This is a genomic window from Paraburkholderia terrae (genome assembly GCF_002902925.1).
Taxonomy (GTDB): domain Bacteria; phylum Pseudomonadota; class Gammaproteobacteria; order Burkholderiales; family Burkholderiaceae; genus Paraburkholderia; species Paraburkholderia terrae.
Map to the genome: position 1 here is coordinate 3335042 of NZ_CP026111.1, position 25691 is coordinate 3360732.

At 63.4% G+C, this 25691-nt stretch carries 22 protein-coding genes; 12 read left to right on the forward strand and 10 right to left on the reverse strand.

The window, feature by feature from the left end:
* Nucleotides 1–107: 107 nt before the first annotated feature.
* Nucleotides 108–3713, forward strand: a complete 3606-nt coding sequence (locus C2L65_RS14875) for an indolepyruvate ferredoxin oxidoreductase family protein (RefSeq protein ID WP_042314131.1) — start codon at nucleotides 108–110, stop codon at nucleotides 3711–3713.
* Between the two features lie 69 nt (nucleotides 3714–3782).
* Here C2L65_RS14875 and C2L65_RS14880 read toward each other — a convergent pair whose 3' ends face one another.
* Together C2L65_RS14880 and C2L65_RS14885 are read right to left on the reverse strand one after the other, a co-directional pair.
* Nucleotides 3783–6068, reverse strand: coding sequence for an NADP-dependent malic enzyme (locus C2L65_RS14880; protein ID WP_042314129.1), 2286 nt, complete (start codon nucleotides 6066–6068; stop codon nucleotides 3783–3785).
* A 297-nt stretch (nucleotides 6069–6365) separates the two neighbouring features.
* The gene (locus tag C2L65_RS14885; protein ID WP_042314126.1) at nucleotides 6366–7598 is read right to left on the reverse strand and encodes an MFS transporter; all 1233 of its coding nucleotides are present in this window, start codon (nucleotides 7596–7598) and stop codon (nucleotides 6366–6368) included.
* Nucleotides 7599–7930: 332 nt separating this feature from the next.
* On the opposite strand from C2L65_RS14885, the gene C2L65_RS14890 reads away from it, so the two are divergent.
* Nucleotides 7931–8617: an orotate phosphoribosyltransferase gene (locus tag C2L65_RS14890; RefSeq protein WP_035991642.1), complete on the forward strand. Its 687-nt coding sequence runs from the start codon at nucleotides 7931–7933 to the stop codon at nucleotides 8615–8617.
* A 117-nt stretch (nucleotides 8618–8734) separates the two neighbouring features.
* Here C2L65_RS14890 and C2L65_RS14895 read toward each other — a convergent pair whose 3' ends face one another.
* The gene (locus tag C2L65_RS14895) at nucleotides 8735–9442 is read right to left on the reverse strand and encodes a response regulator (protein ID WP_042314124.1); all 708 of its coding nucleotides are present in this window, start codon (nucleotides 9440–9442) and stop codon (nucleotides 8735–8737) included.
* Between the two features lie 265 nt (nucleotides 9443–9707).
* Here C2L65_RS14895 and C2L65_RS14900 point away from each other — a divergent pair, with 265 nt between their 5' ends.
* From C2L65_RS14900 to C2L65_RS14925, 6 genes are all read left to right on the forward strand, one after another.
* Nucleotides 9708–10334: a YbhB/YbcL family Raf kinase inhibitor-like protein gene (locus tag C2L65_RS14900; protein WP_042314121.1), complete on the forward strand. Its 627-nt coding sequence runs from the start codon at nucleotides 9708–9710 to the stop codon at nucleotides 10332–10334.
* A 137-nt stretch (nucleotides 10335–10471) separates the two neighbouring features.
* Nucleotides 10472–11047 (forward strand): flavodoxin family protein, encoded by a 576-nt coding sequence (locus C2L65_RS14905; protein WP_042314120.1) that lies wholly within the window; start codon nucleotides 10472–10474, stop codon nucleotides 11045–11047.
* Nucleotides 11048–11216: 169 nt separating this feature from the next.
* A complete protein-coding gene (argC, locus tag C2L65_RS14910) occupies nucleotides 11217–12164 on the forward strand; it encodes an N-acetyl-gamma-glutamyl-phosphate reductase (protein WP_042314117.1) in 948 nt (315 codons plus the stop codon).
* Nucleotides 12165–12650: 486 nt separating this feature from the next.
* Entirely contained in the window at nucleotides 12651–14060 is a 1410-nt protein-coding gene (locus C2L65_RS14915; RefSeq protein ID WP_042314116.1) for a DUF2957 domain-containing protein, read from the forward strand.
* 132 nt (nucleotides 14061–14192) lie between these two features.
* Complete coding sequence (locus C2L65_RS14920; protein WP_042314114.1) at nucleotides 14193–15440, forward strand: DUF2957 domain-containing protein; 1248 nt, start codon at nucleotides 14193–14195, stop codon at nucleotides 15438–15440.
* 155 nt (nucleotides 15441–15595) lie between these two features.
* Entirely contained in the window at nucleotides 15596–16456 is an 861-nt protein-coding gene (locus tag C2L65_RS14925) for an OmpW/AlkL family protein (RefSeq protein ID WP_042314111.1), read from the forward strand.
* 210 nt (nucleotides 16457–16666) lie between these two features.
* Here C2L65_RS14925 and C2L65_RS14930 read toward each other — a convergent pair whose 3' ends face one another.
* Nucleotides 16667–17596 carry a LysR family transcriptional regulator gene (locus tag C2L65_RS14930; protein ID WP_042314110.1) on the reverse strand — a complete coding sequence of 310 codons (930 nt, stop codon included), beginning with the start codon at nucleotides 17594–17596 and terminating at the stop codon, nucleotides 16667–16669.
* 94 nt (nucleotides 17597–17690) lie between these two features.
* Between C2L65_RS14930 and C2L65_RS14935 the strand changes: the two genes are divergently transcribed.
* A complete protein-coding gene (locus C2L65_RS14935) occupies nucleotides 17691–18980 on the forward strand; it encodes an MFS transporter (protein WP_042314108.1) in 1290 nt (429 codons plus the stop codon).
* 53 nt (nucleotides 18981–19033) lie between these two features.
* Here C2L65_RS14935 and C2L65_RS14940 read toward each other — a convergent pair whose 3' ends face one another.
* Both C2L65_RS14940 and C2L65_RS14945 read right to left on the reverse strand, forming a co-directional pair.
* The gene (locus C2L65_RS14940) at nucleotides 19034–19681 is read right to left on the reverse strand and encodes a LysE family translocator (protein ID WP_042314107.1); all 648 of its coding nucleotides are present in this window, start codon (nucleotides 19679–19681) and stop codon (nucleotides 19034–19036) included.
* A gap of 127 nt (nucleotides 19682–19808) precedes the next feature.
* Entirely contained in the window at nucleotides 19809–20678 is an 870-nt protein-coding gene (locus C2L65_RS14945) for an NAD(P)-dependent oxidoreductase (protein ID WP_042314106.1), read from the reverse strand.
* Nucleotides 20679–20779: 101 nt separating this feature from the next.
* Here C2L65_RS14945 and C2L65_RS14950 point away from each other — a divergent pair, with 101 nt between their 5' ends.
* Nucleotides 20780–21535 (forward strand): Mut7-C RNAse domain-containing protein, encoded by a 756-nt coding sequence (locus C2L65_RS14950; RefSeq protein WP_042314105.1) that lies wholly within the window; start codon nucleotides 20780–20782, stop codon nucleotides 21533–21535.
* Nucleotides 21536–21634: 99 nt separating this feature from the next.
* On the forward strand, nucleotides 21635–21922 hold the full coding sequence (locus C2L65_RS14955; RefSeq protein WP_042314103.1) for a hypothetical protein: 288 nt from the start codon (nucleotides 21635–21637) through the stop codon (nucleotides 21920–21922).
* A gap of 148 nt (nucleotides 21923–22070) precedes the next feature.
* Here the strand turns inward: C2L65_RS14955 and C2L65_RS14960 are convergent, their stop codons facing one another.
* Nucleotides 22071–22280 carry a hypothetical protein gene (locus tag C2L65_RS14960; protein WP_009769951.1) on the reverse strand — a complete coding sequence of 70 codons (210 nt, stop codon included), beginning with the start codon at nucleotides 22278–22280 and terminating at the stop codon, nucleotides 22071–22073.
* 340 nt (nucleotides 22281–22620) lie between these two features.
* Here C2L65_RS14960 and C2L65_RS14965 point away from each other — a divergent pair, with 340 nt between their 5' ends.
* Nucleotides 22621–23574 (forward strand): DMT family transporter, encoded by a 954-nt coding sequence (locus C2L65_RS14965; protein WP_042314155.1) that lies wholly within the window; start codon nucleotides 22621–22623, stop codon nucleotides 23572–23574.
* 54 nt (nucleotides 23575–23628) lie between these two features.
* On the opposite strand, the gene C2L65_RS14970 is transcribed toward C2L65_RS14965, so the two are convergent.
* The 3 genes from C2L65_RS14970 to C2L65_RS14980 form a co-directional block, all read right to left on the reverse strand.
* Nucleotides 23629–23895: a hypothetical protein gene (locus C2L65_RS14970; protein ID WP_042314100.1), complete on the reverse strand. Its 267-nt coding sequence runs from the start codon at nucleotides 23893–23895 to the stop codon at nucleotides 23629–23631.
* On the reverse strand, nucleotides 23892–24086 hold the full coding sequence (locus C2L65_RS14975; RefSeq protein WP_042314097.1) for a hypothetical protein: 195 nt from the start codon (nucleotides 24084–24086) through the stop codon (nucleotides 23892–23894). Before C2L65_RS14975 ends, C2L65_RS14970 begins: the two co-directional genes overlap by 4 nt.
* A 269-nt stretch (nucleotides 24087–24355) precedes the next feature.
* Nucleotides 24356–25678, reverse strand: a complete 1323-nt coding sequence (locus tag C2L65_RS14980) for a YbfB/YjiJ family MFS transporter (RefSeq protein ID WP_052426972.1) — start codon at nucleotides 25676–25678, stop codon at nucleotides 24356–24358.
* Nucleotides 25679–25691: the final 13 nt, after the last annotated feature.

Sequence of the window (25691 nt, forward strand, 5' to 3'; positions counted from 1 at the left end):
ACCATCGAACGAAAGCCGTCAACATGGCGACCCCGGCCGAAGCATTCACAAGATGCCGAGGCCAAGCAGATTTTGGTGATCCCAAACTGGGTGGAGGAGTACACATAATGAATGCCCCGCTAGACGCCGGTCAGCGAGCCTCGCTCGAAGCCGCGCTGACTTCCGTCACGCTCGACGACAAATACACGCTTGAACGCGGCCGCGCGTACATGAGCGGCATCCAGGCATTGGTCCGCCTGCCGATGCTGCAACAGGAACGCGACCAGGCCGCCGGGCTCAATACAGCCGGGTTCATCTCGGGCTATCGCGGATCGCCGCTCGGCGGTCTCGACCTGTCGCTGTGGAAGGCGAAGAAGCATCTCGCCGCGCACCAGGTCGTGTTCCAGCCAGGCGTCAACGAAGACCTCGCCGCCACCGCCGTGTGGGGCTCGCAGCAGGTCAATCTCTACCCAAGCGCCAAATACGACGGCGTGTTCTCAATGTGGTACGGCAAGGGTCCCGGCGTCGACCGTTCGGGCGACGTGTTCAAGCACGGCAACTCGGCCGGCTCGTCGCCACATGGCGGCGTCCTCGTGCTCGCCGGCGACGATCACGCCGCCAAGTCGTCGACGCTCGCGCACCAGTCCGAGCATCTGTTCAAGGCATGCGGCCTGCCAGTGCTGTTTCCGTCGAACGTGCAGGAATATCTCGACTTCGGCCTGCACGGCTGGGCGATGAGCCGTTACTCCGGCCTGTGGGTCGCGATGAAGTGCGTGACCGACGTGGTCGAATCATCGGCTTCCGTCGACATCGATCCGCATCGCACGCAAATCATTCTGCCCACCGACTTCGCGATGCCCGAAGGCGGTCTCAACATTCGCTGGCCCGATCCGCCGCTCGTGCAGGAAGCGCGTCTGCTCGACTACAAGTGGTACGCCGCGCTGGCCTATGTGCGCGCCAACAAGCTCGATCGCATCGAGATCGATTCGCCACATGCGCGCTTCGGCATCATGACGGGCGGCAAGGCGTATCTCGATGTGCGCCAGGCGCTGACCGATCTCGGCCTCGACGACGAAACGTGCTCGCGCATCGGCATCCGGCTGTACAAGGTCGGCTGCGTGTGGCCGCTCGAAGCGCAAGGCGCGCATGCCTTCGCGCGCGGCCTCGAAGAGATTCTGGTGGTCGAAGAAAAGCGCCAGATTCTCGAATACGCGATCAAGGAAGAACTGTACAACTGGCCCGACGCGCAGCGTCCGCGCGTGTTCGGCAAGTTCGACGAGAAGGACGGCGCAGGCGGCGAATGGTCGGTCCCGATGGGCAACTGGCTGCTGCCCGCGCACTATGAACTCTCACCCGCGCTGATCGCGAAGGCGATTGCAACGCGGCTCGACAAGTTCGACCTGCCGTCCGACGTGCGCGCGCGCATCGCCACGCGCATCGCAGTGATCGAAGCGAAGGAAAAGGCGCTCGCGCGCCCGCGCGTTCAGGCGGAGCGCAAGCCGTGGTTCTGCTCCGGCTGTCCGCACAACACGTCGACGAATGTGCCGGAAGGCTCGCGCGCGATGGCGGGCATCGGCTGCCACTACATGACCGTGTGGATGGACCGCAGCACCAGCACGTTCAGCCAGATGGGCGGCGAAGGCGTCGCGTGGGTCGGCCAGGCGCCGTTCACCAACGACAAGCACGTGTTCGCCAATCTCGGTGACGGCACGTACTTCCATTCGGGCCTGCTCGCGATTCGCGCGGCGATCGCGTCGAAGGCGAACATCACGTACAAGATTCTCTACAACGACGCTGTCGCGATGACGGGCGGCCAGCCCGTCGACGGCGTGCTGACGGTGCCGCAGATCACCCATCAGCTCGCCGCCGAAGGCGCGAAGAAGATCGTGATCGTCACCGACGAGCCGGAGAAGTACAACGCGAACGTCGGTCTTGCGCCCGGCATCACGATTCACCATCGCGACCAGCTCGACGACGTGCAGCGCGAACTGCGCGAGATCGAAGGCACGACGATCCTGATCTACGACCAGACCTGTGCGACCGAGAAGCGCCGCCGTCGGAAACGCGGCGCGTATCCGGACCCGGCGAAGCGAGTCGTCATCAACGAGGCGGTCTGCGAAGGCTGCGGCGATTGCTCGGTGCAGTCGAACTGCCTGTCCGTCGAGCCGCTCGAAACCGAGTACGGCACGAAGCGGCAGATCAACCAGTCGACCTGCAACAAGGACTACTCGTGTCTGAAGGGCTTCTGCCCGAGCTTCGTGACGGTCGAAGGCGGGCAATTGCGCAAGCCGCAGGCGTCGGGTGTCGCGGGCGACGCGATGCCGCCGGTTCCCGATCCCGAAGTCCCCGCCATCGCGAAGCCGTATGGCGTGCTGGTGACGGGCGTCGGCGGCACGGGTGTCGTGACGATCGGCGCGCTGCTCGGCATGGCTGCGCACCTCGAAAGCAAGGGTGTCACCGTGCTCGACGTAACAGGCCTCGCACAAAAGGGCGGCGCCGTGATGAGCCACGTGCAGATCGCGAACCAGCCCGCCGACATCCACGCGACGCGTATCGCGATGGGTGAAGCGAGCCTGGTGATCGGCTGCGACTCGCTCGTGACGGCCAGCGACGAATGCGTGTCGCGGATGCAGGCCGGTCAAACACACGTCGTGCTGAACAGCGCGCCGACGCCGACCGCGGAGTTCATCAAGAACCCGAACTGGCGCTTCCCCGGCGCGAACGCGGATGCGGACGTGCGCGCGGCAGCGGGCGACGAGCAAGTCGCCGCCGTCGACGCGAATCACTTCGCGGTTGCACTGCTCGGCGACGCGATCTACACGAACCCGTTCGTGCTCGGCTACGCATGGCAGAAGGGTTGGCTGCCGCTCACGCATGAGTCGCTGGTTCGCGCGATCGAGCTGAACGCAGTGCAGGTCGAGAAGAATCTCGCGGCGTTCGAATGGGGCCGTCGCGCGGCTCACGATCTGGCCGCCGTGCGCAAGCTCGCGCAGATGCAAGATCGTATCGATGATGGCAACACGGCGAATGCCGCGAGCAGCAAGATCGTTTCGCTGCATACGCCGAAGGCGCTCGATACGCTGATCGACAAGCGCGCGCAGTATCTCGCTGCGTACCAGAACGAAGCGTACGCGACGCGTTACCGCAAGCTGATCGAAACGGTGCGCGCCGCAGAAACGAAGCTCGACACCTTCGACGGTCAAATGCCGTTGACGGAAGCCGTCGCGAAGAACCTGCACAAGCTGATGGCGTACAAGGACGAGTACGAAGTGGCGCGTCTCTATTCGGACCCGGCGTTCGTCGAGAAGCTGAAGGCGAATTTCGAGGGCGACTGGAAGCTTAAGTTCCACCTCGCGCCGCCGGCCACGTCGAAGAAGGACGCACATGGGCATCTGGTGAAGAAGCAGTACGGTCCGTGGATGCTCAACGCGATGCACGTGCTCGCGAAGATGAAGTTCCTGCGCGGCACGGCGCTCGATGTGTTCGGCAAGACGGAAGAGCGTCGCACTGAACGGGCGCTAATCGTCGAGTATGAGACGCTGGTGCATGAACTGGTCGGCGGGCTAACGGCGGAGAAGCGCGCGCTGGCCGTCGAGCTGGCGAATCTGCCGGATGGGATTCGCGGTTATGGCCACGTCAAGGAGAACAACCTGAAGGGCGTGCGGGCGAAGTGGGCGTCGCTGCTCGCGAAGTGGCGCGCGCCGATGGGTGGGGTTGAGCGGCACGTCGCCTGACCTTCTGTCACTCCCGAAGTACAAAGGGCACCTCGCGGTGCCCTTTTTTATCTCATCAACGAACGAAGCTTACTTCGCGACGTTGCGTTCCACGTTGGCATTCGCCGATGCGACGGCCGTCATGTTGATGATCCGGCGCACCGTCGCTGCCGGCGTCAGGATGTGCACCGGCTTGGCCGCGCCGAGCAGGAACGGACCGACCGTCACGCCTTCGCCGCCGATCATCTTCAGCAGGTTGTACGTGATGTTCGCCGCTTCGACGTTCGGCATGATCAGCAGGTTCGCTTCGCCCGTCAGCGTCGTGCCGGGGAACGCGGCCTTGCGCACCGCTTCCGACAGCGCGGCGTCGCCGTGCATTTCGCCGTCCACTTCGAGATGCGGCGCGCGTTCTGCGATCAGCTTGCGCGCAGCCGCCATGCGTGCCGAAGACGACGACGGGACGCTGCCGAAGTTCGAGTTCGACAGCAGCGCGACCTTCGGCGCGATGCCGAACTTCTCGATCTCGCGCGCAGCGAGGATCGTCATGTCGGCGAGCTGTTCGGCTGTCGGCACTTCGTTCACGTAGGTGTCGCTGATGAAGAGGTTGCGGCCCGGCAGCATCAGCAGGTTCATCGCGGCGAAGTTGTCGACATGCGCCGCCTTGCCCAGCACCTGCTCGACGAACTTCAGATGTTCGTGATACGTGTCGATCAGACCGCAGATCATGCCGTCCGCGTCGCCGAGATGCACGAGAATCGCGCCGATCAGCGTGTTGAACTTGCGCATCGCGGCCTTCGCGACTTCTGGCGTGACGCCTTCGCGTGCGCCGATCTCGTGATACGCCTGCCAGCTCTTCTGATAACGCGGATCGTCTTCCGGATTGACGATCTCGACATCTTCGCCGCACTTGAGCTTCGAGCCCATCTTCTTCAGACGCATCTCGATCACGCTCGGGCGGCCGACCAGAATCGGCTTCGCGATCTTTTCGAGCAACACGAATTGCGCAGCGCGCAGCACGCGTTCGTCCTCGCCTTCCGCGAACACGATGCGCGCCGGTTGCGCCTTCGCTGCCGCAAACACCGGGCGCATCACCATGCCCGTGCGGTAGACGGTCGCGCCGAGCTGCTCACGGTACGCGTCCATGTCCTGAATCGGACGCGTCGCGACGCCCGAATCCATCGCGGCCTGCGCAACGGCGGGCGCGATCTTGATGATCAGACGCGGATCGAACGGCTTCGGAATCAGGTAGTCGGGGCCGAATTCGAGCGAGTGACCTTCGTACGCCTTCGCGACTTCATCGCCCTGATCGGTTTCTTCCGCGAGTTCGGCGATCGCGCGCACGCACGCAAGCTTCATTTCTTCCGTGATCGTCGTTGCGCCAACATCCAGCGCACCACGGAAGATGAACGGGAAGCACAGCACGTTGTTGACCTGGTTCGGATAGTCCGAACGGCCCGTCGCGACGATGCAGTCCGGCCGTACCTTCTTCGCTTCTTCGGGGCGGATTTCCGGCTCCGGGTTCGCGAGCGCGAGGATCAGCGGCTGCGTGCCCATCTCCTTGACCATTTCCGGCTTCAGCACGCCCGCGCTCGAGCAGCCGAGGAACACGTCCGCGCCCTTGATCGCGTCAGCCAGCGTGCGCGCTTCGGTGTTCGCCGCGTAGCGTTCCTTCGACGGGTCCAGGTTGCCGCGGCCTTCGTAGATCACGCCCTTCGAATCGACGACGAGCACGTTCTTCTTCGACAGTCCCAGATTCACGAGCAGGTCCAGACAGGCGATTGCCGCCGCGCCCGCACCCGAGCACACCAGCGTGACCTCTTCGAGCTTCTTGCCGACCACTTTCAGGCCGTTGAGAATCGCCGCCGACGCGATGATCGCCGTGCCGTGCTGGTCGTCGTGGAAAACGGGAATCTTCATGCGCTCGCGCAGCTTCTTCTCGATGTAGAAGCATTCGGGCGCCTTGATGTCTTCGAGGTTGATGCCGCCGAGCGTCGGCTCCAGCATCGCGATCGCGTCGACGAGTTTGTCGGGATCGGACTCGCTCAGCTCGATATCGAACACGTCGATGCCGGCGAACTTCTTGAAGAGACAGCCCTTGCCTTCCATCACCGGCTTCGCGGCGAGCGGCCCGATGTTGCCGAGACCCAGCACGGCCGTGCCATTCGTGATCACGCCGACGAGGTTGCCGCGCGACGTGTACTTCTGCGCGTCGAGGGGCTCGTCGAAGATGGCCATGCACGCGGCTGCGACACCCGGCGAATACGCCAGTGACAGATCCAGCTGGTTCGAAAGCGGCTTGGTCGGGGTGACCGAAATCTTGCCAGGTTTCGGGTTCTGGTGATATGCGAGAGCGCTTTGCTTCAGTTGTTCGTCCATTTTCTAACCTGCGAGACGTTGATAATTGGGCCCGGCTCAATGTCACGTGCTGCGCTGGCCAATGTCGACGGGTTGCTCGACGGCGGCGATTCTCGCGTGCGCCGGTTAGGCGCGGCGTCAAACCTCAGCGGAAAGCAAACGACGCTGAGCTTTTTCGGGCCGACCAGTGTACACCCCGGATGCGACGGTTCAGAGTAGGTTTTGTACCGGATGGATAAGCCGCAGCCGCGCCAGTGCTTGCTGCAGCGCCGCATGGAAACACTTCCATCCCGCCCGCCGCCGCATGGCGGCAAGGCCTCAATCGAGCATTGCGCCGCGGCGTTCCGGGATCAGAAAGAGCGTCGCGAGAATATCGAGGAGATAGATTGAAGCGAGCGCGCCGAGCGCCGCCGCGAACGAAAATCGCGCGGCCAGCGCGCCGACGGCAACCGGCCCGAACCCGCCAACCGCGCGGCCGATGTTGAACAACACGTTCTGCGCGGTGGCGCGGGCGTCGGTCGGATACAGCTCGGAGATCAACGCGCCATAGCCGCCAATCATCCCGTTCACGAACATACCCATCACCGCGCCGCCAATCAGCAGCGCGAACGGCGTGCTCAGTTGCGAGTAGACGAACACCATCACCACGGCGCCCGCCTGATAGAACAGGAACGCGGGCTTGCGGCCGAAGCGGTCAGCCGCGACGCCGAACAGCCAGATGCCGGCAGCCATGCCGAGCACCGTGACGGCCGTCCATAGGCCGGAGCGGGTCAGCGAGTAGCCGAAGGTTTTCGACAGATAAGTGGGTAGCCAGATCATCAGGCCGTAATAGCCGAAGTTTTGCACCGAGCAGAGAATCGTGACGCCCAGGCTTGCGCGGGTCGTGCGGGCGTCGGCGACGAGCAGTTTCATCGGTGCCTTGCGCATGCCGCGCGCGACGCGCTCGGTGAAAAGCGCCGGTTCCTCGACGCGCCGCCGCACGAAGAACGATACGACGGCCGGAAGCAGCCCGAGCGCGAACATCCCGCGCCAACCGATCACGGGCAGCAGCAAAGGCGTAAGCAGCGCCGCCGCCAGCACACCCAGCTGCCAGCCAAGCCCGACATACGACGACACGCGCGCCCGCTGTGCCGCCGGCCAAGCCTCCGCAACGAGCGTCATGCCGATGCCGAACTCGCCGCCCAGCCCGATGCCCGCGATCGTCCGGTACGCGAGCAGATCGCCGTAGCCTTGCGCGAGCGCGCACAGGCCGGTGAATACAGCGAAGATGAGAATCGTCCACGTGAGCATGCGCACGCGGCCGAAGTAATCGCTCAAGACGCCGAAAATCACGCCGCCCGCGACTGCGTCGACCAACGTCCACGTCACCAGCGACCCGGCTTGCGTCGATGAAAGGTGCAGGTCGGCAGCGATGACGGGCAGCATGAAGCCGAGGATCAGCAGGTCGAAGCCGTCCATCGCGTAGCCAAGCACCGACGCGATCAGCGCGCGGGCCGCATAGCCGGGACGGACGTCCTGCGCGGCCTGGGTCGTAGGAGGGGCGATGTTCATGGGTGGCAACCTTGCAGCAGACGTGAGCAGAAGGCCATCCGAAGGCCGTCTGTGAAAATTTGCCGTGAGTGTAAAGGCGCCAGATTGGCGTCACAACCTGGCCAGAATGCATAGGCGAAACGCACGTCCGGCTGCCGCGCCTACCCGCTTTTGCCGCCTTCCGCCCTGGGAACAATCCGAATCGGGTAAAATATCGGGCTACGCGCGCAGCAAACCGGCCTGTTTCTCAACTCGTCCGGCATGTTTCGCCCACCAGGCGCGAAACGTTACGCCTGCTGCGCCACAGGGCCCCGCGCCCGCCCTCCAAGCTCACCACACCGAAGGATTCGCCCATGACAGGCTTCGATCGCCAGACGATCTCCGACACGACCGCCAAAATGCTGCTGGAAGTCCAGGCAGTGCATTTCAACGCGGAAAAACCGTACATCTTCACTTCCGGCTGGGCGAGCCCGGTATATATCGACTGCCGCAAGTTGATTTCGTATCCGCGCGTGCGCCGCGGCCTGATGGAAATGGCAGAAGCGACGATTCTGCGCGACGTCGGCTACGAGCAGATCGACGCCGTCGCCGGCGGTGAAACGGCGGGCATTCCGTTCGCCGCCTGGCTGTCGGACCGCCTGATGGTGCCGATGCAATACGTGCGCAAGAAGCCGAAGGGTTTCGGCCGCAATGCGCAGATCGAAGGTCTGTTGACGGAAGGTCAGCGCGTGCTGCTGGTCGAAGATCTGACCACCGACAGCCGCAGCAAGATCAACTTCATCAACGCGCTGCGCACGGCGGGCGCGCAGGTGAATCACTGCTTCGTGCTGTTCCACTACAACATCTTCAAGGAAAGCGTGTCGGTGCTGAAGGATATCGACGTCGATCTGCACGCGCTTGCTACGTGGTGGGATGTGCTGCGCGTCGCGAAGCAACAGGGCTACTTCGAAACGAAGACGCTCGACGAAGTTGAGAAATTCCTGCACGCGCCTGCCGAGTGGTCGGCGGCTCACGGTGGCGCGACGGCGGCACCGCAATAAGCGAGCAGCCTGATTCAGCGAGCATACGAAAACGCCGCCTGTCTTACGACAGGCGGCGTTTTTATTTGATCCGCTTTCCCGGCTTGAGAATCCGACAGCCAGCTTCCGAGGTAGCGCTTAAGAACTTCCCTGCGGAGGGCTGCCGGTATCCAACTCACCCGGCGCATACGACGACAGATTCATCAAGCCATTGCTCTGCGCATACTGAAATAGTTCGGAATCCCTTTCGAGTCCGAGCTTGCGCATTGCGGTGTTCTTTTGCGTGCTGATCGTCTTAATGCTGCGGTTCAGTTGCTCGGAAATTTCCTTGATGGTCATGCCCGAAACGAAGAGCCGTACGACTTCCAGTTCGCGTTTCGACAGAATCACCTCGTCGCTCTTGCCGCCTGCGTTCATGCGTAATGTATCGAGCGATGCCTTCACCGACGGGCTCATGTACTCGATATGCCGGCTGACGTGTTGCACCGCAAGACCGATATGGCTTAGGTCATCTGATTTGTTGACGACCGAGGTCACACCGAGCTCGTTCAGCCGCTTCAACAGCGCGGCGTTTTCGAGCATCGTCAGGACGACTATAGGCAGGTCAGGAAAATTCCGACGAAGATAGCCGATCAACGGTAAGCCATCGCCATATTGCCCACCAGGCATTGCGAGGTCCGTGACCAGTACGTCGCAAGGCGTGGTCTGCAATATCTTCACCAGCTCAGTGGACTGCTTGGCGCGCGCGACCACGCGAATGCCCTGAAACTTGAGCAACGCCTGTTCGGCACCAAACAGAATGACTGGATGGTCATCGGCGACCACGACCCTGATGGGATCTTGCATGGCCCCTCCTTCAGCTGACAATCCACGCTCCGAAACTTCAGTCATGCAACCGTTCTTAGTTCTAAATTTCTAGGACTTGTCTGCTTGTGAACAACCGCAGACGATTGCAGCGACTATAGCCGATTTCGCGCCGTACTGGCCCCTCACAAAGCACAAATGGCCTCATAAGATGTAATGTTAGACTCGATTTGTCCCTTGGGCACAAAAAAGGACAACAATCCCTCGTAAGGACGTTTCTTTACGAGCCTGACAGGAGATTCGGCACATGCACTTGCGTTGCCCGGTCGTTCCGCCCCCGTCGTCTCGTTCGTGCCGTTCGTTGCTGCCGTTTCTGTTTTTCGCGCGATCGCGCGTTGCTACGCTCATCGTTTTTTTATTCGCACTTCATGCGAGCGCGGCCTCTGCCGACACCGCGTTCACCGTGACGAGCGCCAACCTTCGCACAGGCGGCACGGTCGACAACGCGCAGGTGTTCGACCGCGGCGACTGCAAAGGCCTTAACCGCTCGCCCCAGCTGAACTGGCACAACCCGCCCGACGGCACGCGCAGCTTCGCAGTCACCATGTTCGACCCCGATTCGCCCGGACGCGGCTGGTGGCATTGGGCCGTCGTCGGCATTCCTGCCAACGTCGACCGGCTGCCGGAAAACGCGAGCACGTCCGGCTTTCTTAAGAATCTCGGCGCCGTCGAGGCGCGCAACGACTTCGACATCGACGGCTATGGCGGGCCCTGCCCGCCGCCCGGCAAGCCGCATCGCTATGTGATCACCGTGTACGCGCTAAACACGTCGAACCTCAGGCTCGCGCAAGGAAGGCCGTCGCTGATGTTCGACCACGAGATCAGCACGGCAACGCTCGGCTACGCACGCATGACCGTCACCTACGGCCGCTAGTCTTTCGCATCAGCGATAAGAGCGATGCCGCAGTTGTCTCACCGCGTCTCGAACAACCCAGGCACGGTGACAGAATGAGCGAGGCTCAACTCCGCCCATTCGGAATCGAATCGTGATTTGCAACAAGGGAGCTGTCTATGTCAAAAATCATCATCGTTTATCACAGCGGGTATGGCCATACGAAGAAGCTTGCGGAAGCCGTGCTAGCGGGCACGCTCGATGGTGGCGCCGATGCAAGGATGATCGCGGTCGGTGAGCTGGACGACGCGGCCTGGGCCGAGCTGGACACGGCCGACGCCATCATCTTCGGCGCGCCCACCTACATGGGCGGCCCGTCCGCCGACTTCAAGAAGTTCGCCGACGCAAGTTCGAAACCGTGGTTCACGCAAAAGTGGAAGGACAAGGTGGCGGCGGGCTTCACGAACTCGGGTTCGATGAACGGCGACAAGTTCTCGACGATCCAGTATTTCATCACCCTCGCGATGCAGCACGGCATGATCTGGGCAGGCATGGGCATGATGCCCGCCAACACGAAGGCGGCGACGCGCAACGACCTGAATTTCATCGGCGGATTCGCGGGCCTGCTCTCGCAGTCGCCTGCGGACGCCACGCCTGACGAAGCGCCTCCGCCCGGCGACCTCGACACGGCAAAGGTGTTCGGCGCGCGCATCGCGGCCGTGACGGCGCGCTGGAAGGCGGGACAGCCGACGTGAACGCGCCGGGGGCGCGCGGAAACGCAGCTTGTCATGCCGCTGTCACTGTTGCGGCGCAACGTGTTTTTCGGCCAATTTCGCGCACGCGCCGCCTCACGGTCTTAAAATATCGTTCCGGCGCAGCCAGCGCCGCGTTTTCCCGCCGTTTTTATCAGCCAGCGAGATCGAGATGAGCACGAAAGTTTTTGTCGACGGACAGGAAGGCACGACCGGCCTGAAGATTTTTGAGTACCTGTCGCAGCGCGCAGACGTTGAAATCCTCCGCATCGAAGAAGCGAAGCGTAAGGATATCGACGAGCGCCGTCGTCTCATCAACGCTTCGGACGTCACCTTCCTGTGTCTGCCGGACGTTGCGTCACGCGAATCGGCGTCGCTGGTCGAGAACGACCGCACCGTGCTGATCGACGCGAGCACCGCGTTTCGCACCAGCGCCGACTGGGCGTACGGCCTGCCCGAGCTGGCCCGCGCACAGCGCGAGCGCCTGCGCACGGCGAAGCGCATTGCTGTGCCGGGCTGCCACGCGTCGGCGTTCGTGCTGGCCATGCGTCCGCTCGTTGAAGCGGGCGTCGTGTCGGCGGATTTCGCTGCGCACAGCTACTCGATCACCGGCTACAGCGGCGGCGGCAAGAAAATGATCGCGGACTACGAAGCGGGCGGCAACGCGAAGCTCGACAGCCCGCGTCCTTACGCGCTCGGTCTCACGCACAAGCATCTGCCGGAAATGGCCGCTCACACGGGCCTGAAGAGCGCGCCTGTTTTCACGCCGATCGTCGGCAACTTCTACAAGGGTCTGGCCGTGACGACGTACTTCACGCCGGGCCAGTTGTCCAAACCGACCACACCGCAAGACGTGCAGGCGCTGTTCGCCGAGTACTACAGCGGCGAGCAGTTCGTGCGCGTCGCGCCGTTCAATGCGGACGACAACCTCGACAGCGGCTTCTTCGACGTCCAGGCGAACAACGACACGAATCGCGTCGACCTGTTCGTGTTCGGCAACGAAGAGCGCTTCGTGACGGTCGCGCGGCTCGACAACCTGGGCAAGGGCGCATCGGGCGCGGCGATCCAGTGCATGAATCTCGCGATCGGCACAGACGAGGCCACAGGCCTCAAGCGCTGACACTTCGCTAGCGGACGGCGCCCGCCGTCCTGCGCGTCACAAAGCCGGCATTCAAACGCCGGCTTTTTCTTTTTACGCTTGCTAATCCGTGATTTAAAACACCTCATTCAAACGCGGATTAATACCTTTCGATTTTCTCACTATCTCCAGCAGTCCTTATAGCAGGTATTTACTGCTCATTCTTTTATCCTCTTGGGCATCTATTACCGCATAGGGATATTCCGGATTTTTTTACGAACGAGCGTTCGAAGATGATAGATGCGCTTTTCGGAGTCGCCCGCCGATAAAGGCTCAGCGGCGACACGACAAATCCGTCTGATGCAAAAAAACTGTTTTGTTTTAAAAGGCGCGCTTCGAAGCGCCATGCGACTCTCCGCGATAAATGCGCTGTTTGAATCGGGTTTTTTAGACGGTTCGTTCAATTGACAGCCCTAAATCGCGCGGCGAAATTAGCTCGCAAATTACACGAATCAGGGAGACAGCAGCATGTACGCCAACTCAAAATGGCTGGCATGTGCCATTGCCAGCGTGCCGTTTTTGTTCGCCTGCGGGGGAGGAAATGCGGGTGATCCCGGCGCGATCAACGCGAACCAGTGCTCGGGATCGAGCTGCGGCGTGCAAGGGCCGCCTGCGTCGACGGCCACCGCGGGCACGCTCTGCCCCGCCGACGCCGACATCGGCGCGAGCACCTATCTGGGCGGCGCAGGCAGCGGCGAAGTGGTGTCGTTGAACATCGACGCCGTGAAGAAGACGTACACGCTGAAGTTTCTCGAATCACCGATCCCGGTATCGGCGGGCCAGGTCGACAATACGCGCGCAGGCACCACCGTCACGGGCGCCGTCATGCACCCGCCGGCGGGCATGCTGCCCAACGCCGAGCAGACGCGCTGCGCGTTCATGCTGACGCCCGCGTCCGGCACCGCGCCTTCGACGGGCGCAACCTATACGACGCCCTTTTCGACCACCAATCCGCCGATCGTCTTCGTCGGCAAGGGCGTGGCAGGCGGTGGCATTCCGGGCGCCGACGTCGCGTACGCAGGCAAGACGATTCTCACGTTCCAGAACGTCGGCGCCGTCACACCAAGACATTTCGACTTCTATCCGTTCCTCGGCTTCGCAAGCACGACGACGGACCTCTCGAAGCTCGCCGGCAACTACAACGGGCTGCTCTATCACATCGTTCCGTCGGGCAATTACGCGGCGGCTGCCGCCCAGACATCGGAAACGTTCGACGCCAACGGCGCCTGCTCGTCCGCGACGAACACCCCGCCCGCGAATGGCAACGCAAGCCCGACGCACTGCCTGTCGATGGGTGACGCGCCGACGCTCAACGCGAACGGCTACTTCGACAGCACCAATGCGCCACGCATCGAAAGCCAGTTGGTGCTGCCGCTGCTGGGAGCGAAGGGCAGCTCGTCAGCCCACATGATCCTCGGTCAGCTGAACGGCGCGACCGTCCCCGTCGTCGTCAGAACGGGGCACGTGTTTACGGGCACCGGCGCGATTCCACTCGACGCCGAAGTCGACGACGAATCCGGCATCGCGCTGCTCGAAAGCGCCACTTCGCTCGCGTCGGGCGGCTTCGACGGCGGCTATGTCGGCGCGGACTCGAACTTCAAGTACACGGCGTCGCTGATCCAGGGCGGCGTCGGCACCTTCATCAATCCGTCCACGCAGGCGGCCGAAAGCGGTTTCGGCCTCGGATACGGCGCTGGCAATCCGGGCCTCGTCAACGTCACCGACAAGCAGGGCAACACGGGCTTCGCAATCGCGGGCGGCGGCCTCTACGCGATCTTCATCAACGGCACCGAAAACGGCGGCCTCACGCCGAGCTCGGCCAATTCCGACACCGCCAGTTCGCCGTACTTCAGCGTCGGCGCGCAGATCAGCAAATAAGCCTCACCCGAATCAACAGAAAGGGCCGTGCATGGCAGGAGGCAACACGGGCAGAAGCAGCATCGCTAGATGAACAAGACCTAGAGGCGGCTGGACTGGGAGCTGGCCGCCCATAACAAGACTGGAGGCACGATGAACTGGAAGATCCTTTCGGCGCTGGCCCTTGCAGCGCCATCGCTCGGCGCGTGCGGCGGCTCGGGCAGCGAAGGCCCGCCGCCGGTGGAAGCGCGCCTGTGCCCCGCGTCGCTCGACTACGGCACGACTTTCACGGGCGGTGGCGGCGACGGCGAACTCGTCAAGCTGCAACTCGATACGACGAAGATGACCTGGCAGGTCGCCTACATCGAGTCGCCGATTCCCGCCACGACGGGCACGGTCGCGCCGACGCGCAAGGGCCAGACGGCATCGGGCACGCTGACACAGGAAACGCTGCTTCCCACCAATAAGCTAAACCAGTGCGCGTTCCGTCTGAACGGCGCGAGCCTCGACCCGAACCGGCCGGCGCGCATTTTTGTCGGCGAAGGCGTGGCGGGCGGCACGATTCCGGGCGCCGAAATTTCGTTCGGCGGCATTCTCGGGCAAGGCGCGGTCCCCGACACGAAATTCCCGTACTACCCGTTCATCGGCTTTTCAACGATCGAGACGAATCTGGCGAACATCGTCGGCACGTACAACCAGCTCGGCTATCACCAGATTCCGTCGCAAAACTTCGCGCCGACTGTCGTCGATACGAAGATCACGATCAACGCCGACGGCACCTGGACCGAGTGCGACAACGCTGGTGTCAATGCCGGCAAGTGTCAGCAACCGGGCACGAACTGGACGCAATCGTCGAATGGCAGCGGCGCATTCGAGACAGACAACTTCCAGGGCCAAGGCAAGCCGACGCTCGCGACGTCGCCCGTCGGCAAGGGCTTCATGATCGTCGGCAAGCTGCGCAACCAGAACGTGCCGATCCTCGTCCGCACGGGCGTCGCGAACTCGACACTCACGCCGAACCCGCAGAACGGCATCAGCGGCCCGGTCGCCGATGATGAATCGGGTATCTCGATCCTCGCGCCGCAGTCCAACATCGCCGTCAACTCGCAGAACGGTGAGTACATCGGCGTCGACAGCGAGTTCAACTACCGCACCAACGCGCTGGTCGGCACGCAGGCGACGCTGCTCGATCCGTTCAACCCGTCGCAGGTGTCGCTGACCAAGGCGCTGAATCTCGACTTCACGCAGACCGTGCCCGGCGTCGTGACATCGACGTACACGAGCGCGGCGGCGGGCAGCGCGCCGACCGGCAAGTTCATTTTCACGGGCGGCGTGTTCGGCTTCCTGGACTTGTCGAACGCGTCGTCGCCGTACTTCACGATCGGCGCCTTCGTCCAGTAATGGGCGCGACGTCCACCGCATAGAACGCAACGAGGCGACCGCCGCCCGGCCGCTTCCCTGCCCGCGCGCAGGGAAGCGGGCAACCGGGAAGCGCAGCAGACGGCACCGATAACGCCGTCGCGCGCGAGGCAGGCCGCCCGCTCAGGAGGAACAGAATGAGAAAGCTCTTGGACGCGGCAATGCCCAATGCATTCGCCGCTGTATGCGCGGCTGCCTTGGCCACACTCGCGATGCCGAATGCCTATGCGCAAAAGGCGGGTGACAACCTTGTCTCGCTCGGCTGGTTTCACGTGATGCCGCAGGATTCGAGCACGCCGCTCACGACGCACGTCGCACCCGTGCCGATCAACACGCCGCTGCGTCTGCCGAACTCGTTCACGTCGGCCGGTACGAGCCTGTCGACGAACAGCGCCAATACGCTCGGCCTCGTGTTTTCGCACTTCGTCACGGACCATTTCGCGGTGACGTCGGTGGCGGGCGTGCCGCCGAAGTTCGAGCTGTACGGCCACGGCACGATCCAGCCGCCCGGCCCGGCGGGCGCGCTCGGCAAGCAGGATATCGGCGACCCGGCCGTCAACCCGATCGTCAAGAGCGTGCGGCAATGGAGCCCGGCGCTGATTTTCCAGTATTACTTTGGCCAGTCGACGTCGAAATTCCGGCCGTTTGTCGGCATCGGCGTGTCGTACAACTGGTTCAGCGACATCCAGCTGAATGAGAATTTCGTCACACAGACCCAGAACAACCTCGGCGCGATTCTGGCCGCGGGCGCAGGCAAGACGGGGAAGACGACGGTGGAGGCGAAGGCGTCGTCGTCGTGGCAACCGGTCTTCAATGTGGGCGCGATCTACAACATCACCGACCGTTGGGGCGTCACTGCGTCCGTTACCTACATTCCGCTGAAGACGACTTCGTCCACGATCATCAAGGCCGCGGACGGCACCGAACTGGCTGTGTCGAAGGCCGAATTGAAGGCCGATCCGATCATCACGTACCTCGCGCTGTCGTACAAATTCTGAGCGCGCGGCGGATGGGCAAAAGCAAGGCAAAAAAAAGCCCGCCAAGGTGGCGGGCTGAATCCATATCAGAGGAGACATGGAGGAGACAAGACGAACTATAGCAAATCACTTGGTGCGTTGCAACATGATGCGTTAGAGCGCTAGTTCTACGTTACCAAAGGGTGACAAAACGTCGCACGAATCCTTTCGGAACTATTTTTGTGCTCTGCATCATCCGACAGAATGAGCCAGCGCCAGACAAGCCGCATCCTTTTCCAGCTTTTCGACCAGCGCGTCGCGCATCAACTCGACGGGACGCACGAGGCGTCCGGGCAGCGCGCCATGCACGAGCCACACGTTCAGGCCATTCCGGAAGTCCTGCACGTCGATGACCTGCAGCGCCTCGCGGTGCGGACTGCGCGCGAGCACTTCCGGCGTCGCAAGACCTACGCCCAGCCCACGCGTCACCAGCGACAGTTGCAGTTCCGAGCCGAACGCCTCGACGGCGACGTTGAATGGCAATCCCGCAGCCGCCATCGCGCGACTTAGCGCGGAGCGCATCCCACAGCCGTCCTGATTCAACACCCACGGATAGCCTGACAAGCTCGCGAGCGTCGCCGGCTCGTCGGCTATGCCGAACGAACGTGGCGCGACGACCACGGTCGGCTTGTAGGCAAGGAGCGTCGACGTCAGCCCTTCCGGCAACGGCACGCTTTCCGGCAGCAGCACGACGGCGGCATCCACTTTCGCCTGCTCGACGATCTGCAACAGACCCGGCGACCAGCCCGCCGTCACGCGCAGCGTCAGGTTCGGGAAGGCGCTGCGCAATCGGTCGATGGGTTGCTCCAGCGCCAGTTCGGAAAGAAACGGCGGCACGCCGATCTTGAATTCGCCTGTCGGCTCGCTGTCCGGCGACGCAACAGACATCAGATCGTCGACGGCGCGCAGCACCGTGCGCGCGAGGCCGTACACCTCGTTGCCCGCTGCCGTCGGCTTCAGCGGCTTGCTCTGCCGGTCGAGCAATTCGATGCCGAGCATCGTTTCGAGGTTCTGCACACGGCGCGTGAGACCCGGCTGCGTCAAGAACAGCTTCTCGGATGCCCGCACCATCGATCCGCTTTCGACCACCGCTACAAAAGCCTGCAAGTCACGCGTGTTCAAAACAACCTCGCATAAACATTATCGAGATAATTCAATTGTCGCATAACGTCGGCATCCCTACGATGGGCCGGATCGAAACCTTCCGGACCGAACCATGAACCAGCCCGCCGACACCTGTCCGCGCAGCCTCGCCGCCACATCCCCGCCGCAGCCACAGTCCGCCGCGCCGCCCGGCGCCACGTTGAGCACGCCGTTGACGCTTTTCTTTGCCGCGGCCGTCGGGGTGATCGTCGTCAATCTGACGGCAGCGCAGCCGTTGACGGGGCCGGTCAGCCGCGCGCTGGATCTGCCGCCCGAACTGGCCGGCCTGATCGCGATGCTGCCGCAACTCGGGTACGCAGCGGGTTTGCTGCTGCTCGTGCCGTTGTGCGATCTGCTCGAAAATCGCCGGCTCATTTTCCGGACGCTTGTCTGTTGTGCCGCGTTTCTCGCGCTTTCGTCGTTCGCGCGCTCCGGCTGGATGTTTCTGGCGTCGGTGTTCATGGCGGGCGCGACGTCGAGCGTGATCCAGATGCTCGTGCCGATGGCGGCGTCGATGGCGCCCGAAAACCGACGCGGACGCGCCGTCGGCAACGTGATGAGCGGACTGATGCTCGGCATTCTTCTTTCACGTCCGCTTGCGAGCGTGATCGCCGGAACGTTTGGCTGGCGCGCTTTCTACGGCATCGAAGCGTTCGCGGACGCTTTGCTGGCCGTCGTGCTGTACGTCCAGTTGCCGAGCCACGCGCCGCACGCCACCGCGCGCTACTCTGAACTGCTGCGCTCGCTCTGGACGCTGCTGCGTACCGAAGCCGTACTGCAACGGCGCGCTACGCTGGCCGCCCTCGCGCTCGGCGCGTTCAGTGCATTCTGGACGGCCATCGCACTGCGGCTCGCGCAGCCGCCGTTCTCGCTCGGCATGCAAGGCGTCGCCGCGTTCGCGCTGGCGGGCGCGACGGGCGCGATCGTCACGCCGCTGGCCGGTTATCTCGGCGATCGCGGCGCGGGCCGCGCGACGCAGATCGTCGCGCATCTTGTGATGATCGCGGCCGTCCTCGTGCTGGGCGTCGCGGGCGCTGGCTGGGGCGGATTCTCGCCGGCGGCGCATCCTGTGGCAGCGCTCGCGCTGCTGGTCGCCGGCGCGGCAGCGCTCGACGCCGGCGTCATCGCCGATCAAACGCTCGGACGTCGCGCGATCAATCTCATCAACCCCGCTGCACGCGGCCGGTTGAATGCGCTCTTTGTGGGAATTTTCTTTGTCGGCGGGGCAATTGGCGCCGCGCTGTCAGGCGTTGCGTGGGCAAAGGCCGGATGGAGCGGCGTGTGCGCAGTCGCGCTGGGGTTCGCGGTTGCCGTGCTTCTGTTCGGTTTCACCGATCGCGCCGCGCAAGCCGGCCGTCAGTGACGAAGGAGCGCACGCCGCGCCATGAGACGCGGCGTGCGCTGAAAGGCAGGCGTTCAGTGCCGCACCAGCGCCATCATCGCGCCGAAGCCGACGAACACGCCGCCCGTCAACCGGTTGAACGCCTTCGCGACGCTGCTGCTTTTCAGCTTCGCGCCGATCCGCGTGCCGCAGCCCGCGTAGACCATGTACCAGCTGACTTCCATCACCGCCGTCGTGGCGACGAGCACCGCGAACTGCGGAAGCGTCGGGCGCGAGGCGTCGATGAATTGCGGCAACAGCGCGGCCGAAAACAGAATCGCCTTCGGGTTGCTGCTGCCGACCAGAAAACCGTTGCGCATCAACGCACCGCGCGACGGTGCGCGCTTGCCGCCCATGACACCAGCGGAAGCGTCGGCTTGTGTCGCCGCGGCTTCGCTCGCGGGCGCGCGCCACGCCTTCACGCCGAGCCAGATCAGATAAGCCGCGCCGAGCAGGCGCAGCGTGTCGAAGGTCGCCGGCCATGCTTTCAGCAGCACGCCGAGGCCGGCGACGGAAACGGCCAGCATCAGCATCAGCGACATCAGGCAGCCGGCCATCGTGGCCGTCGTTTGACGCATGCCGTAACGGGCGCCGTGCGTCATCATCAACAGCATGTTCGGGCCGGGAATCGCGCAGACAACGAAAATCGTGGCCACGTAGAGCCACCAGGTATGCAGAATCATGATGCGTATTGCTCGATGAAAATGAAAAACGGGCGGAACGAGCATTATGCTCGCCCCACCCGCTCTCATGCAGTTCGCAACGCTGGCCTGCGCGTATGAGCGCAAGCAACGACGAGCGCCCGCGCCCTCAACGCCCTGCGCGGCGTGATGCGACCTGGCCCAGCACGGCAAAATCCTTCTCGCCGTCGCCGTGCGCGACGGCTTCGATCAGGCTGTCGCGCACCACGCTCGCCACCGGCAGCGGCGTCGACACCGACTCGGCAGCCGCGAGCGCGAGACGCACGTCCTTCAGGCCGAGACGCGCCTTGAACAACGCCGGCTCGTAGCGCTGTTCGGCGATCATCTTGCCGTAGCCCTGATACACGGGACCGGGGAACACGCTGTTCGTGATCACATCGAGAAAATCCTGCATCGCGACGCCGTGACCGCCGAGCAAGGCCGACGCCTCGCCCAGCGACTCAACCGCCGACGCCAGCATGAAGTTCGCCGCCAGCTTCACGACGTTTGCCTGCTGCGGCAGCGAGCCGATGCGCCACGTTTTCTGGCCGATCGAATCGAACACGGGTTGAACACGGTCGATCGCTTCGGCGGGCCCAGCGGCGACGATGGTCAGCTTGGCGGCCGCCGCGACGTCCGGTCGGCCCATGACGGGCGCCGCGACGTAGTTCAGGCCGCGCCCGGCGTGCGCCGTCGCCAGTTCTTCCGCCAGCGCGACGGAGATCGTCGCCATGTTCACGTGAATCAGTCCGCGCGGCGCGTGCTCGAGCAGCGACGCGCTGATGACGTCGCGCAACGCGGCATCGTCGGCGAGCATCGAGAAGACGGCGTCGCCAGTGAAAGCCTCAGCGGGTGAACCGACGATCTGCGCGCCCAGTTCGACGAGCGGCCGCGCCTTGTCCGGCGAGCGGTTCCAGACGCGCACGCTGTGCCCAGCTTTCAGCATGTTTGCGACCATCGCGGCACCCATTTCGCCGAGACCGATAAAACCGATGTCCATCAATGACTCCTGTTCAAGAACCCGAAGTAGAGCATAGCCGCGCACGTCGTGCAGGTAATTGCCCATCGGCGCTGCGTGAGGCGCGGTGCCATACTGGCGTCATGGTTACGGCCACCTTCCGCTTCTACGAAGAATTGAACGACTTCCTGGCGCGGCCGCTGCGCCGGCAGTCGTTCAGTTGCGAGTGTGCGCGCGCCGCCAGCGCGAAACACATGATCGAGGCGCTCGGCGTCCCGCATACGGAAGTTGAGCTGATCCTCGTGAACGGCGAATCGGTCGGCTTCGATCACCCGTTGCAGGAAGGCGACCGCGTGGCCGTCTACCCTAAATTCGAGGCGCTCGACATTCAACCGCTGCTGCGCGTGCGCGAACGCCCGCTGCGCGTGGTGCGCTTCGTCGCCGACGCGCACCTCGGCGGACTCGCGCAACTGCTGCGGCTTGCCGGCTTCGACACACTTTACGACAACCACTACGCCGATTCGCATATCGAGTCGATTGCATCCGATGAAAGCCGCATCGTCCTGACGCGCGACCGCGAACTGCTGAAACGCCGCACGATCACACACGGCTGCTATGTCCGCGCACTGAAACCCGAGGCGCAACTACGCGAAATTTTCGACCGGCTCGATCTGGCGGGCAGCGCGCGGCCGTTTCGCCTGTGCCTCACGTGCAACGCGCCGCTGCGGCGCATTCCGAAAGACGAAGTGATTGGGCGCGCGCCGGAAGGCGTGCTCGAACGGCATGCGCAGTTCGTGACCTGCGACGTGTGCCGGCGCGTTTTTTGGGAAGGCACGCACTGGCGACGCATGCGCGCGCTGATGGACAGCGTGACGAACGCGGAAGCGCCGGCGAAATAGCTGCGGCATCTCGTGCGGCGATTCGGCTTGAGTCCGGCATTCACGCGTCGCGCGATGCGTACAATGGTGGATTGCTTACCTGTTTAGAGGCCTTTCCGCATGGCAATGAAGAAATTCGACCTTGAGAAAAACAAGGCGCTGAAACTCGGCAACGAGATGAAACAATCGCTCTCCACCGATCGCTTCGGCAAGGCGTCGTCGCTACAGCCGCAACTCGACCGCCGCGAGCAGCGCAAGCTCGATCAGGCCAAAGGCCTCGTGCCGTTCGCGTGCAAGCTGCCGGATTCGCTGGTCGATCAGTTGAAGGAGCGCGCCGCGAGTCATCCCGAAGGCATGAACGGACTGATCGCCGAACTGCTGGTCAACGGACTCGCAGCGGGCGTTTGAGCGGCGCTGCGCGCTTCATGGCGCGGGAGCGGCTCGAAAGTGCGGTAAAGGCGCGTCGAATGGGCTGCAAACGCGCCCTAAATGCGCCACAAAAGCAAAAGGCCGAAGCATCGCTTCGGCCTTTCTTTTTGCTGCGCGAACGGGCTGCTTAGTTCTGCGTGCCCTTGTCGTTCGTGCCTGCAGCCGATGCTGCCGACGACACACCAGCGCGCTTGCCGTGCGTCTTCAGTTGCTTGTGAGCATGCTTCGGCTTCGCGGCGCTAGCTGCTGCCGGCGCTGCGTCGGATGCCTGTGCGAAAGCTTGAACGGACACCAGCGCGAGCGAGGCGGTGACGAGCGAGGCGATGATCTTCTTCATGTGTGTTATCCCCAAACCTGACGACTGTAAGTCAAATGTTGAATTGGAACCGCATGATGGCGAAGCCTGCTGGGCCACACAGCGCCCGGCGGCTCCCCGCGGGGAGTATCACGCAGCGTAGGCGGTTTGTCATCCCATAAGCTTCGATATGTATTTTCCGGGAGACAGCTTCCTTACCGATTGCTTTCATCACCTCGACGCTTCGCCGACGGCCATACAGGTATCATGTCGGCTGCCATTCAATGACCGTCGTTTCGTCTGAGCAGAAGGCGCGCGATGCGCCATGCGCAACTCTGCAAGCTTGCCGCGCGAAACGATCTGTCCTGTCAGGAATTTCCGCTTGAAAACCGCCACCCGCCAACACCTGCGCGCGAATCTGCTAATGCTCGTCGCCGCGATGATCTGGGGCAGCGCGTTCGTCGCGCAACGCCTGAGCCTCGATTCGATCGGTCCGTTTCTCTTCACGGGGCTGCGCTTTCTGCTGGGCGCGTTCGTTGTCCTGATCGTGTGGTCGGTTGTGCGGCGGCGTCGCAAGCTGGCGGGCGCGGATGACGCACCCGCTTCTCTTGTGCCTTCCCGCGCATCGACGCTATGGCGCGACGGCGCGCTGCTCGGCCTGCTCGTCGCCGTGTCGATCTCCTGCCAGCAGATCGGCCTGCAATACACGAAGGTAGCGAACGCGGGCTTCATCAGTTCGCTGTATGTCGTGATCGTGCCGCTGATCGGCGTGGTGCTGCGTCATCAGACGGGCATCGGCGTATGGCTCGGCGCGCTGCTGGCCGCGCTCGGCATGTATTTTCTGAGCGTCGATGAACATTTTTCAATCCTGTACGGCGACTGGCTGCAACTCGCGGGATCGATCGTCATTTCAGCGCAGGTCGTGCTCGTGAGCCGCTTTGCGCGCCGTCACGATCCGCTGGCGCTCGCGCTGGTGCAGTTCATCGTGTGCGGCGTGGTCAGCCTCGCGGTGGGACTTGTCGTCGATCCGTTGCGCATCGCCGACATCGTCCGCGCCGCGCCGACCATTCTTTACGGCGGCGCGCTTTCAGTCGGCGTTGCGTACACGATCCAGGTCGTCGCGCAAAAGGATGCGGCGCCCGCGCACGCGGCCGTGATTTTCAGCATGGAAGGTGTGTTCGCCGCGCTTGCCGGCTGGCTCGTGCTGGGCGAAACGCTGGCGACGCGCGCGCTGCTCGGCTGCGCGCTGATGCTGGCGGGATTGATCGTCTGTCAGGTGATGCCGATGTGGACGGCGCGGCGCGAAGCCTCGTCGGACTCGGCGGAACCGGCCTGAAACGCGGTCGACGGGCTGGCTCGGGCTCACATGGGCCAGCCTTCGCGGACGATGCTACGCGGCCGCCTGCGCCGCCACCTGGCGCCAGCTTTCGACGGGACGACGACGATTCGACGTCGGCGGGAAAACGCACCAGCATCCGTCGTCGTGACGAAAGAAGAACAACGAGCGCAGACCATCCGGCGCGGACGTTTCGACACGCACGTAGCGCGTGTGGTCCCATTTGGTGCGGCCGAACTGCGTGACATGTACAGGCGCGGAAACCGGCCCAAGCCATTTCTCGACCAGAAAACGCAGCGACTGTTCGGTGGCGTTTCTCATGACGTTCTCCACGTCGTCTTGTCGCGGGTGCTTTCGCGTGTGGTGTCCGGCTTCTCCTGCTCCTCTTCCGCCTCTTGCGCAGCAAGCTCGATCGCCCGTTGCGTTGCAGCCGCGCGCAGCGCCCTGCAATCTGCCGCATGCCGTATGTCCGTCAGCATCCGGACCAGTTGTCGCGCGTTCCTGCGTTTCATAAGCACCCCCGCACCGCACAAAAGACTTGAGAAAGCACTTTAACTTTAGGCGTTGATCTCGCGTCTCTCTAGTTGTTTTGACGAAATAGCAACAGTCAAATTCGAATTGGATGACTGAGTATTTCATCGGTTTTCATCCTGCTCCCGGCTGCGCGCTCGATCTGTGCGCTGGCGACCGCAACGCAGCAACTGTGTGACCCAAATGGCGCCTGGATTGGCACCGAATATGCGGTCGTGCGTTGTGCATTGCTTTCGCCGAAACGATCAGTTCACCGAATGGGTGTTTGCGGCAAGCTTGTCTGCAATGCAGCAAGTACCGCGCCAGCAGCAAGCAGGCATGCCGAATAGATGAGTCCGCGCTCCAGGCCCACGCCATCGGACACCAACCCGATCACCGTTGGCCCCACGATCTGTCCGAACGCGAACACGATCGTGAACGCGCTGATGCCGCGGCCCCAATGCGCGGCGGGAAGATTGTGGCGCACGAAGGCCGTCGTCGACGCGACAGCCGACAGGAACGTCGCGCCGAACAGCACACCCGACGCGAACGCGACGACAGGATGCGCGACGATCGCGGGCATCAGCGTTGCCAGCGCGAGCAATGCATTGAGCAACGCGAGCGCCTGGCCGCCGCGCATGCGGTCGAGCAGCTTCGACCAGATGCGCGCCGACACGATCGTCGCAACACCGAGCAGCAGATAGAACCCCGTCACGACGCCTTCGCTCATGCCGCCGTTGCGCAGCAGCGCGATGATGAACGTCATGTAGCCGATATAGCCGACCCCGAACAGCCCATAGCCGGCGAGCGCGAACGCATAGCGCAGCATCGGCGTGGCGCGCGGCGCGGCCGCCGTGGCGTCGCCTGTGCCCGTGTGTATCACGTGCTGCCTGTCGATGCGCCGCGCGGCACGCGCCGCGATCAACGACAACGCGACGCACGCCACAGCGAGCGCAAACCACGCCATCTGCCAGTCATGCGTGCGATGCACGAGCGCGAAGGAACCGAGCGACGCGGGAACGAGCAGCGCCGACGCCACGATGCCCCATCCGGTGCCGCCGTAGTACAGGCCGAGCACGAGGCCCGCATCGCGCGGACGCGATGTTGCGAGACGCGCCGCCAGCACGCCGCCGCTCACGAAAATGAATGCGCTCGCGATGCCCGTCGCGACGCGCTGAACGAGCAGCGCGCCGGTATCCGACAACACGCCCGTGATGGCCATCAGCAGGGCTGTCGCCACGCATCCACCGACGAATAGCGTCCCCGCCGACCAGCGGCGCGACAAACGTGGAAACGCGAGCGCGCCGAGCAGATAGCCGAGCGCGTTCGCGGTATTCATCGCGCCCGCCTGCGCGAAGCTCCAGCCGAGGTCGCTTTTCATCGGCGGCAACAGCAATGCGTAGGAAAAACGCGCAAGCCCCAGCGCAATCGCGCTGCCCATCGACAGGCTCACGGCCAGCCAGAGCGTCGGCGCGCGCCCCGGCGAGCCGGTGGCATGGGCGGCATCGGCGTGTTCGCTAGCCGGTGGCGTCGCGCGTGGTGCCTGTCGGGGGTTGCTTGCCGTCACACCGCTCAGGACATAGGTCCAGGCCATCACGCGTTGGGCG

What these genes read in the sequence shown, in the direction of transcription:
- C2L65_RS14925 (WP_042314111.1), top strand. Translation starts at nt 15,596, where the DNA reads ATGAGAAAGCTCTTGGACGCGGCAATGCCCAATGCATTCGCCGCTGTA.
- C2L65_RS14950 (WP_042314105.1), top strand. Translation starts at nt 20,780, where the DNA reads ATGGTTACGGCCACCTTCCGCTTCTACGAAGAATTGAACGACTTCCTG.
- C2L65_RS14895 (WP_042314124.1), bottom strand. Translation starts at nt 9,442, where the DNA reads ATGCAAGATCCCATCAGGGTCGTGGTCGCCGATGACCATCCAGTCATT.
- C2L65_RS14905 (WP_042314120.1), top strand. Translation starts at nt 10,472, where the DNA reads ATGTCAAAAATCATCATCGTTTATCACAGCGGGTATGGCCATACGAAG.
- C2L65_RS14935 (WP_042314108.1), top strand. Translation starts at nt 17,691, where the DNA reads ATGAACCAGCCCGCCGACACCTGTCCGCGCAGCCTCGCCGCCACATCC.
- C2L65_RS14920 (WP_042314114.1), top strand. Translation starts at nt 14,193, where the DNA reads ATGAACTGGAAGATCCTTTCGGCGCTGGCCCTTGCAGCGCCATCGCTC.
- C2L65_RS14880 (WP_042314129.1), bottom strand. Translation starts at nt 6,068, where the DNA reads ATGGACGAACAACTGAAGCAAAGCGCTCTCGCATATCACCAGAACCCG.
- C2L65_RS14890 (WP_035991642.1), top strand. Translation starts at nt 7,931, where the DNA reads ATGACAGGCTTCGATCGCCAGACGATCTCCGACACGACCGCCAAAATG.
- C2L65_RS14975 (WP_042314097.1), bottom strand. Translation starts at nt 24,086, where the DNA reads ATGAAACGCAGGAACGCGCGACAACTGGTCCGGATGCTGACGGACATA.
- C2L65_RS14875 (WP_042314131.1), top strand. Translation starts at nt 108, where the DNA reads ATGAATGCCCCGCTAGACGCCGGTCAGCGAGCCTCGCTCGAAGCCGCG.
- C2L65_RS14960 (WP_009769951.1), bottom strand. Translation starts at nt 22,280, where the DNA reads ATGAAGAAGATCATCGCCTCGCTCGTCACCGCCTCGCTCGCGCTGGTG.
- C2L65_RS14945 (WP_042314106.1), bottom strand. Translation starts at nt 20,678, where the DNA reads ATGGACATCGGTTTTATCGGTCTCGGCGAAATGGGTGCCGCGATGGTC.
- C2L65_RS14885 (WP_042314126.1), bottom strand. Translation starts at nt 7,598, where the DNA reads ATGAACATCGCCCCTCCTACGACCCAGGCCGCGCAGGACGTCCGTCCC.
- C2L65_RS14955 (WP_042314103.1), top strand. Translation starts at nt 21,635, where the DNA reads ATGGCAATGAAGAAATTCGACCTTGAGAAAAACAAGGCGCTGAAACTC.
- C2L65_RS14900 (WP_042314121.1), top strand. Translation starts at nt 9,708, where the DNA reads ATGCACTTGCGTTGCCCGGTCGTTCCGCCCCCGTCGTCTCGTTCGTGC.
- C2L65_RS14915 (WP_042314116.1), top strand. Translation starts at nt 12,651, where the DNA reads ATGTACGCCAACTCAAAATGGCTGGCATGTGCCATTGCCAGCGTGCCG.
- argC (WP_042314117.1), top strand. Translation starts at nt 11,217, where the DNA reads ATGAGCACGAAAGTTTTTGTCGACGGACAGGAAGGCACGACCGGCCTG.
- C2L65_RS14970 (WP_042314100.1), bottom strand. Translation starts at nt 23,895, where the DNA reads ATGAGAAACGCCACCGAACAGTCGCTGCGTTTTCTGGTCGAGAAATGG.
- C2L65_RS14940 (WP_042314107.1), bottom strand. Translation starts at nt 19,681, where the DNA reads ATGATTCTGCATACCTGGTGGCTCTACGTGGCCACGATTTTCGTTGTC.
- C2L65_RS14980 (WP_052426972.1), bottom strand. Translation starts at nt 25,678, where the DNA reads ATGGCCTGGACCTATGTCCTGAGCGGTGTGACGGCAAGCAACCCCCGA.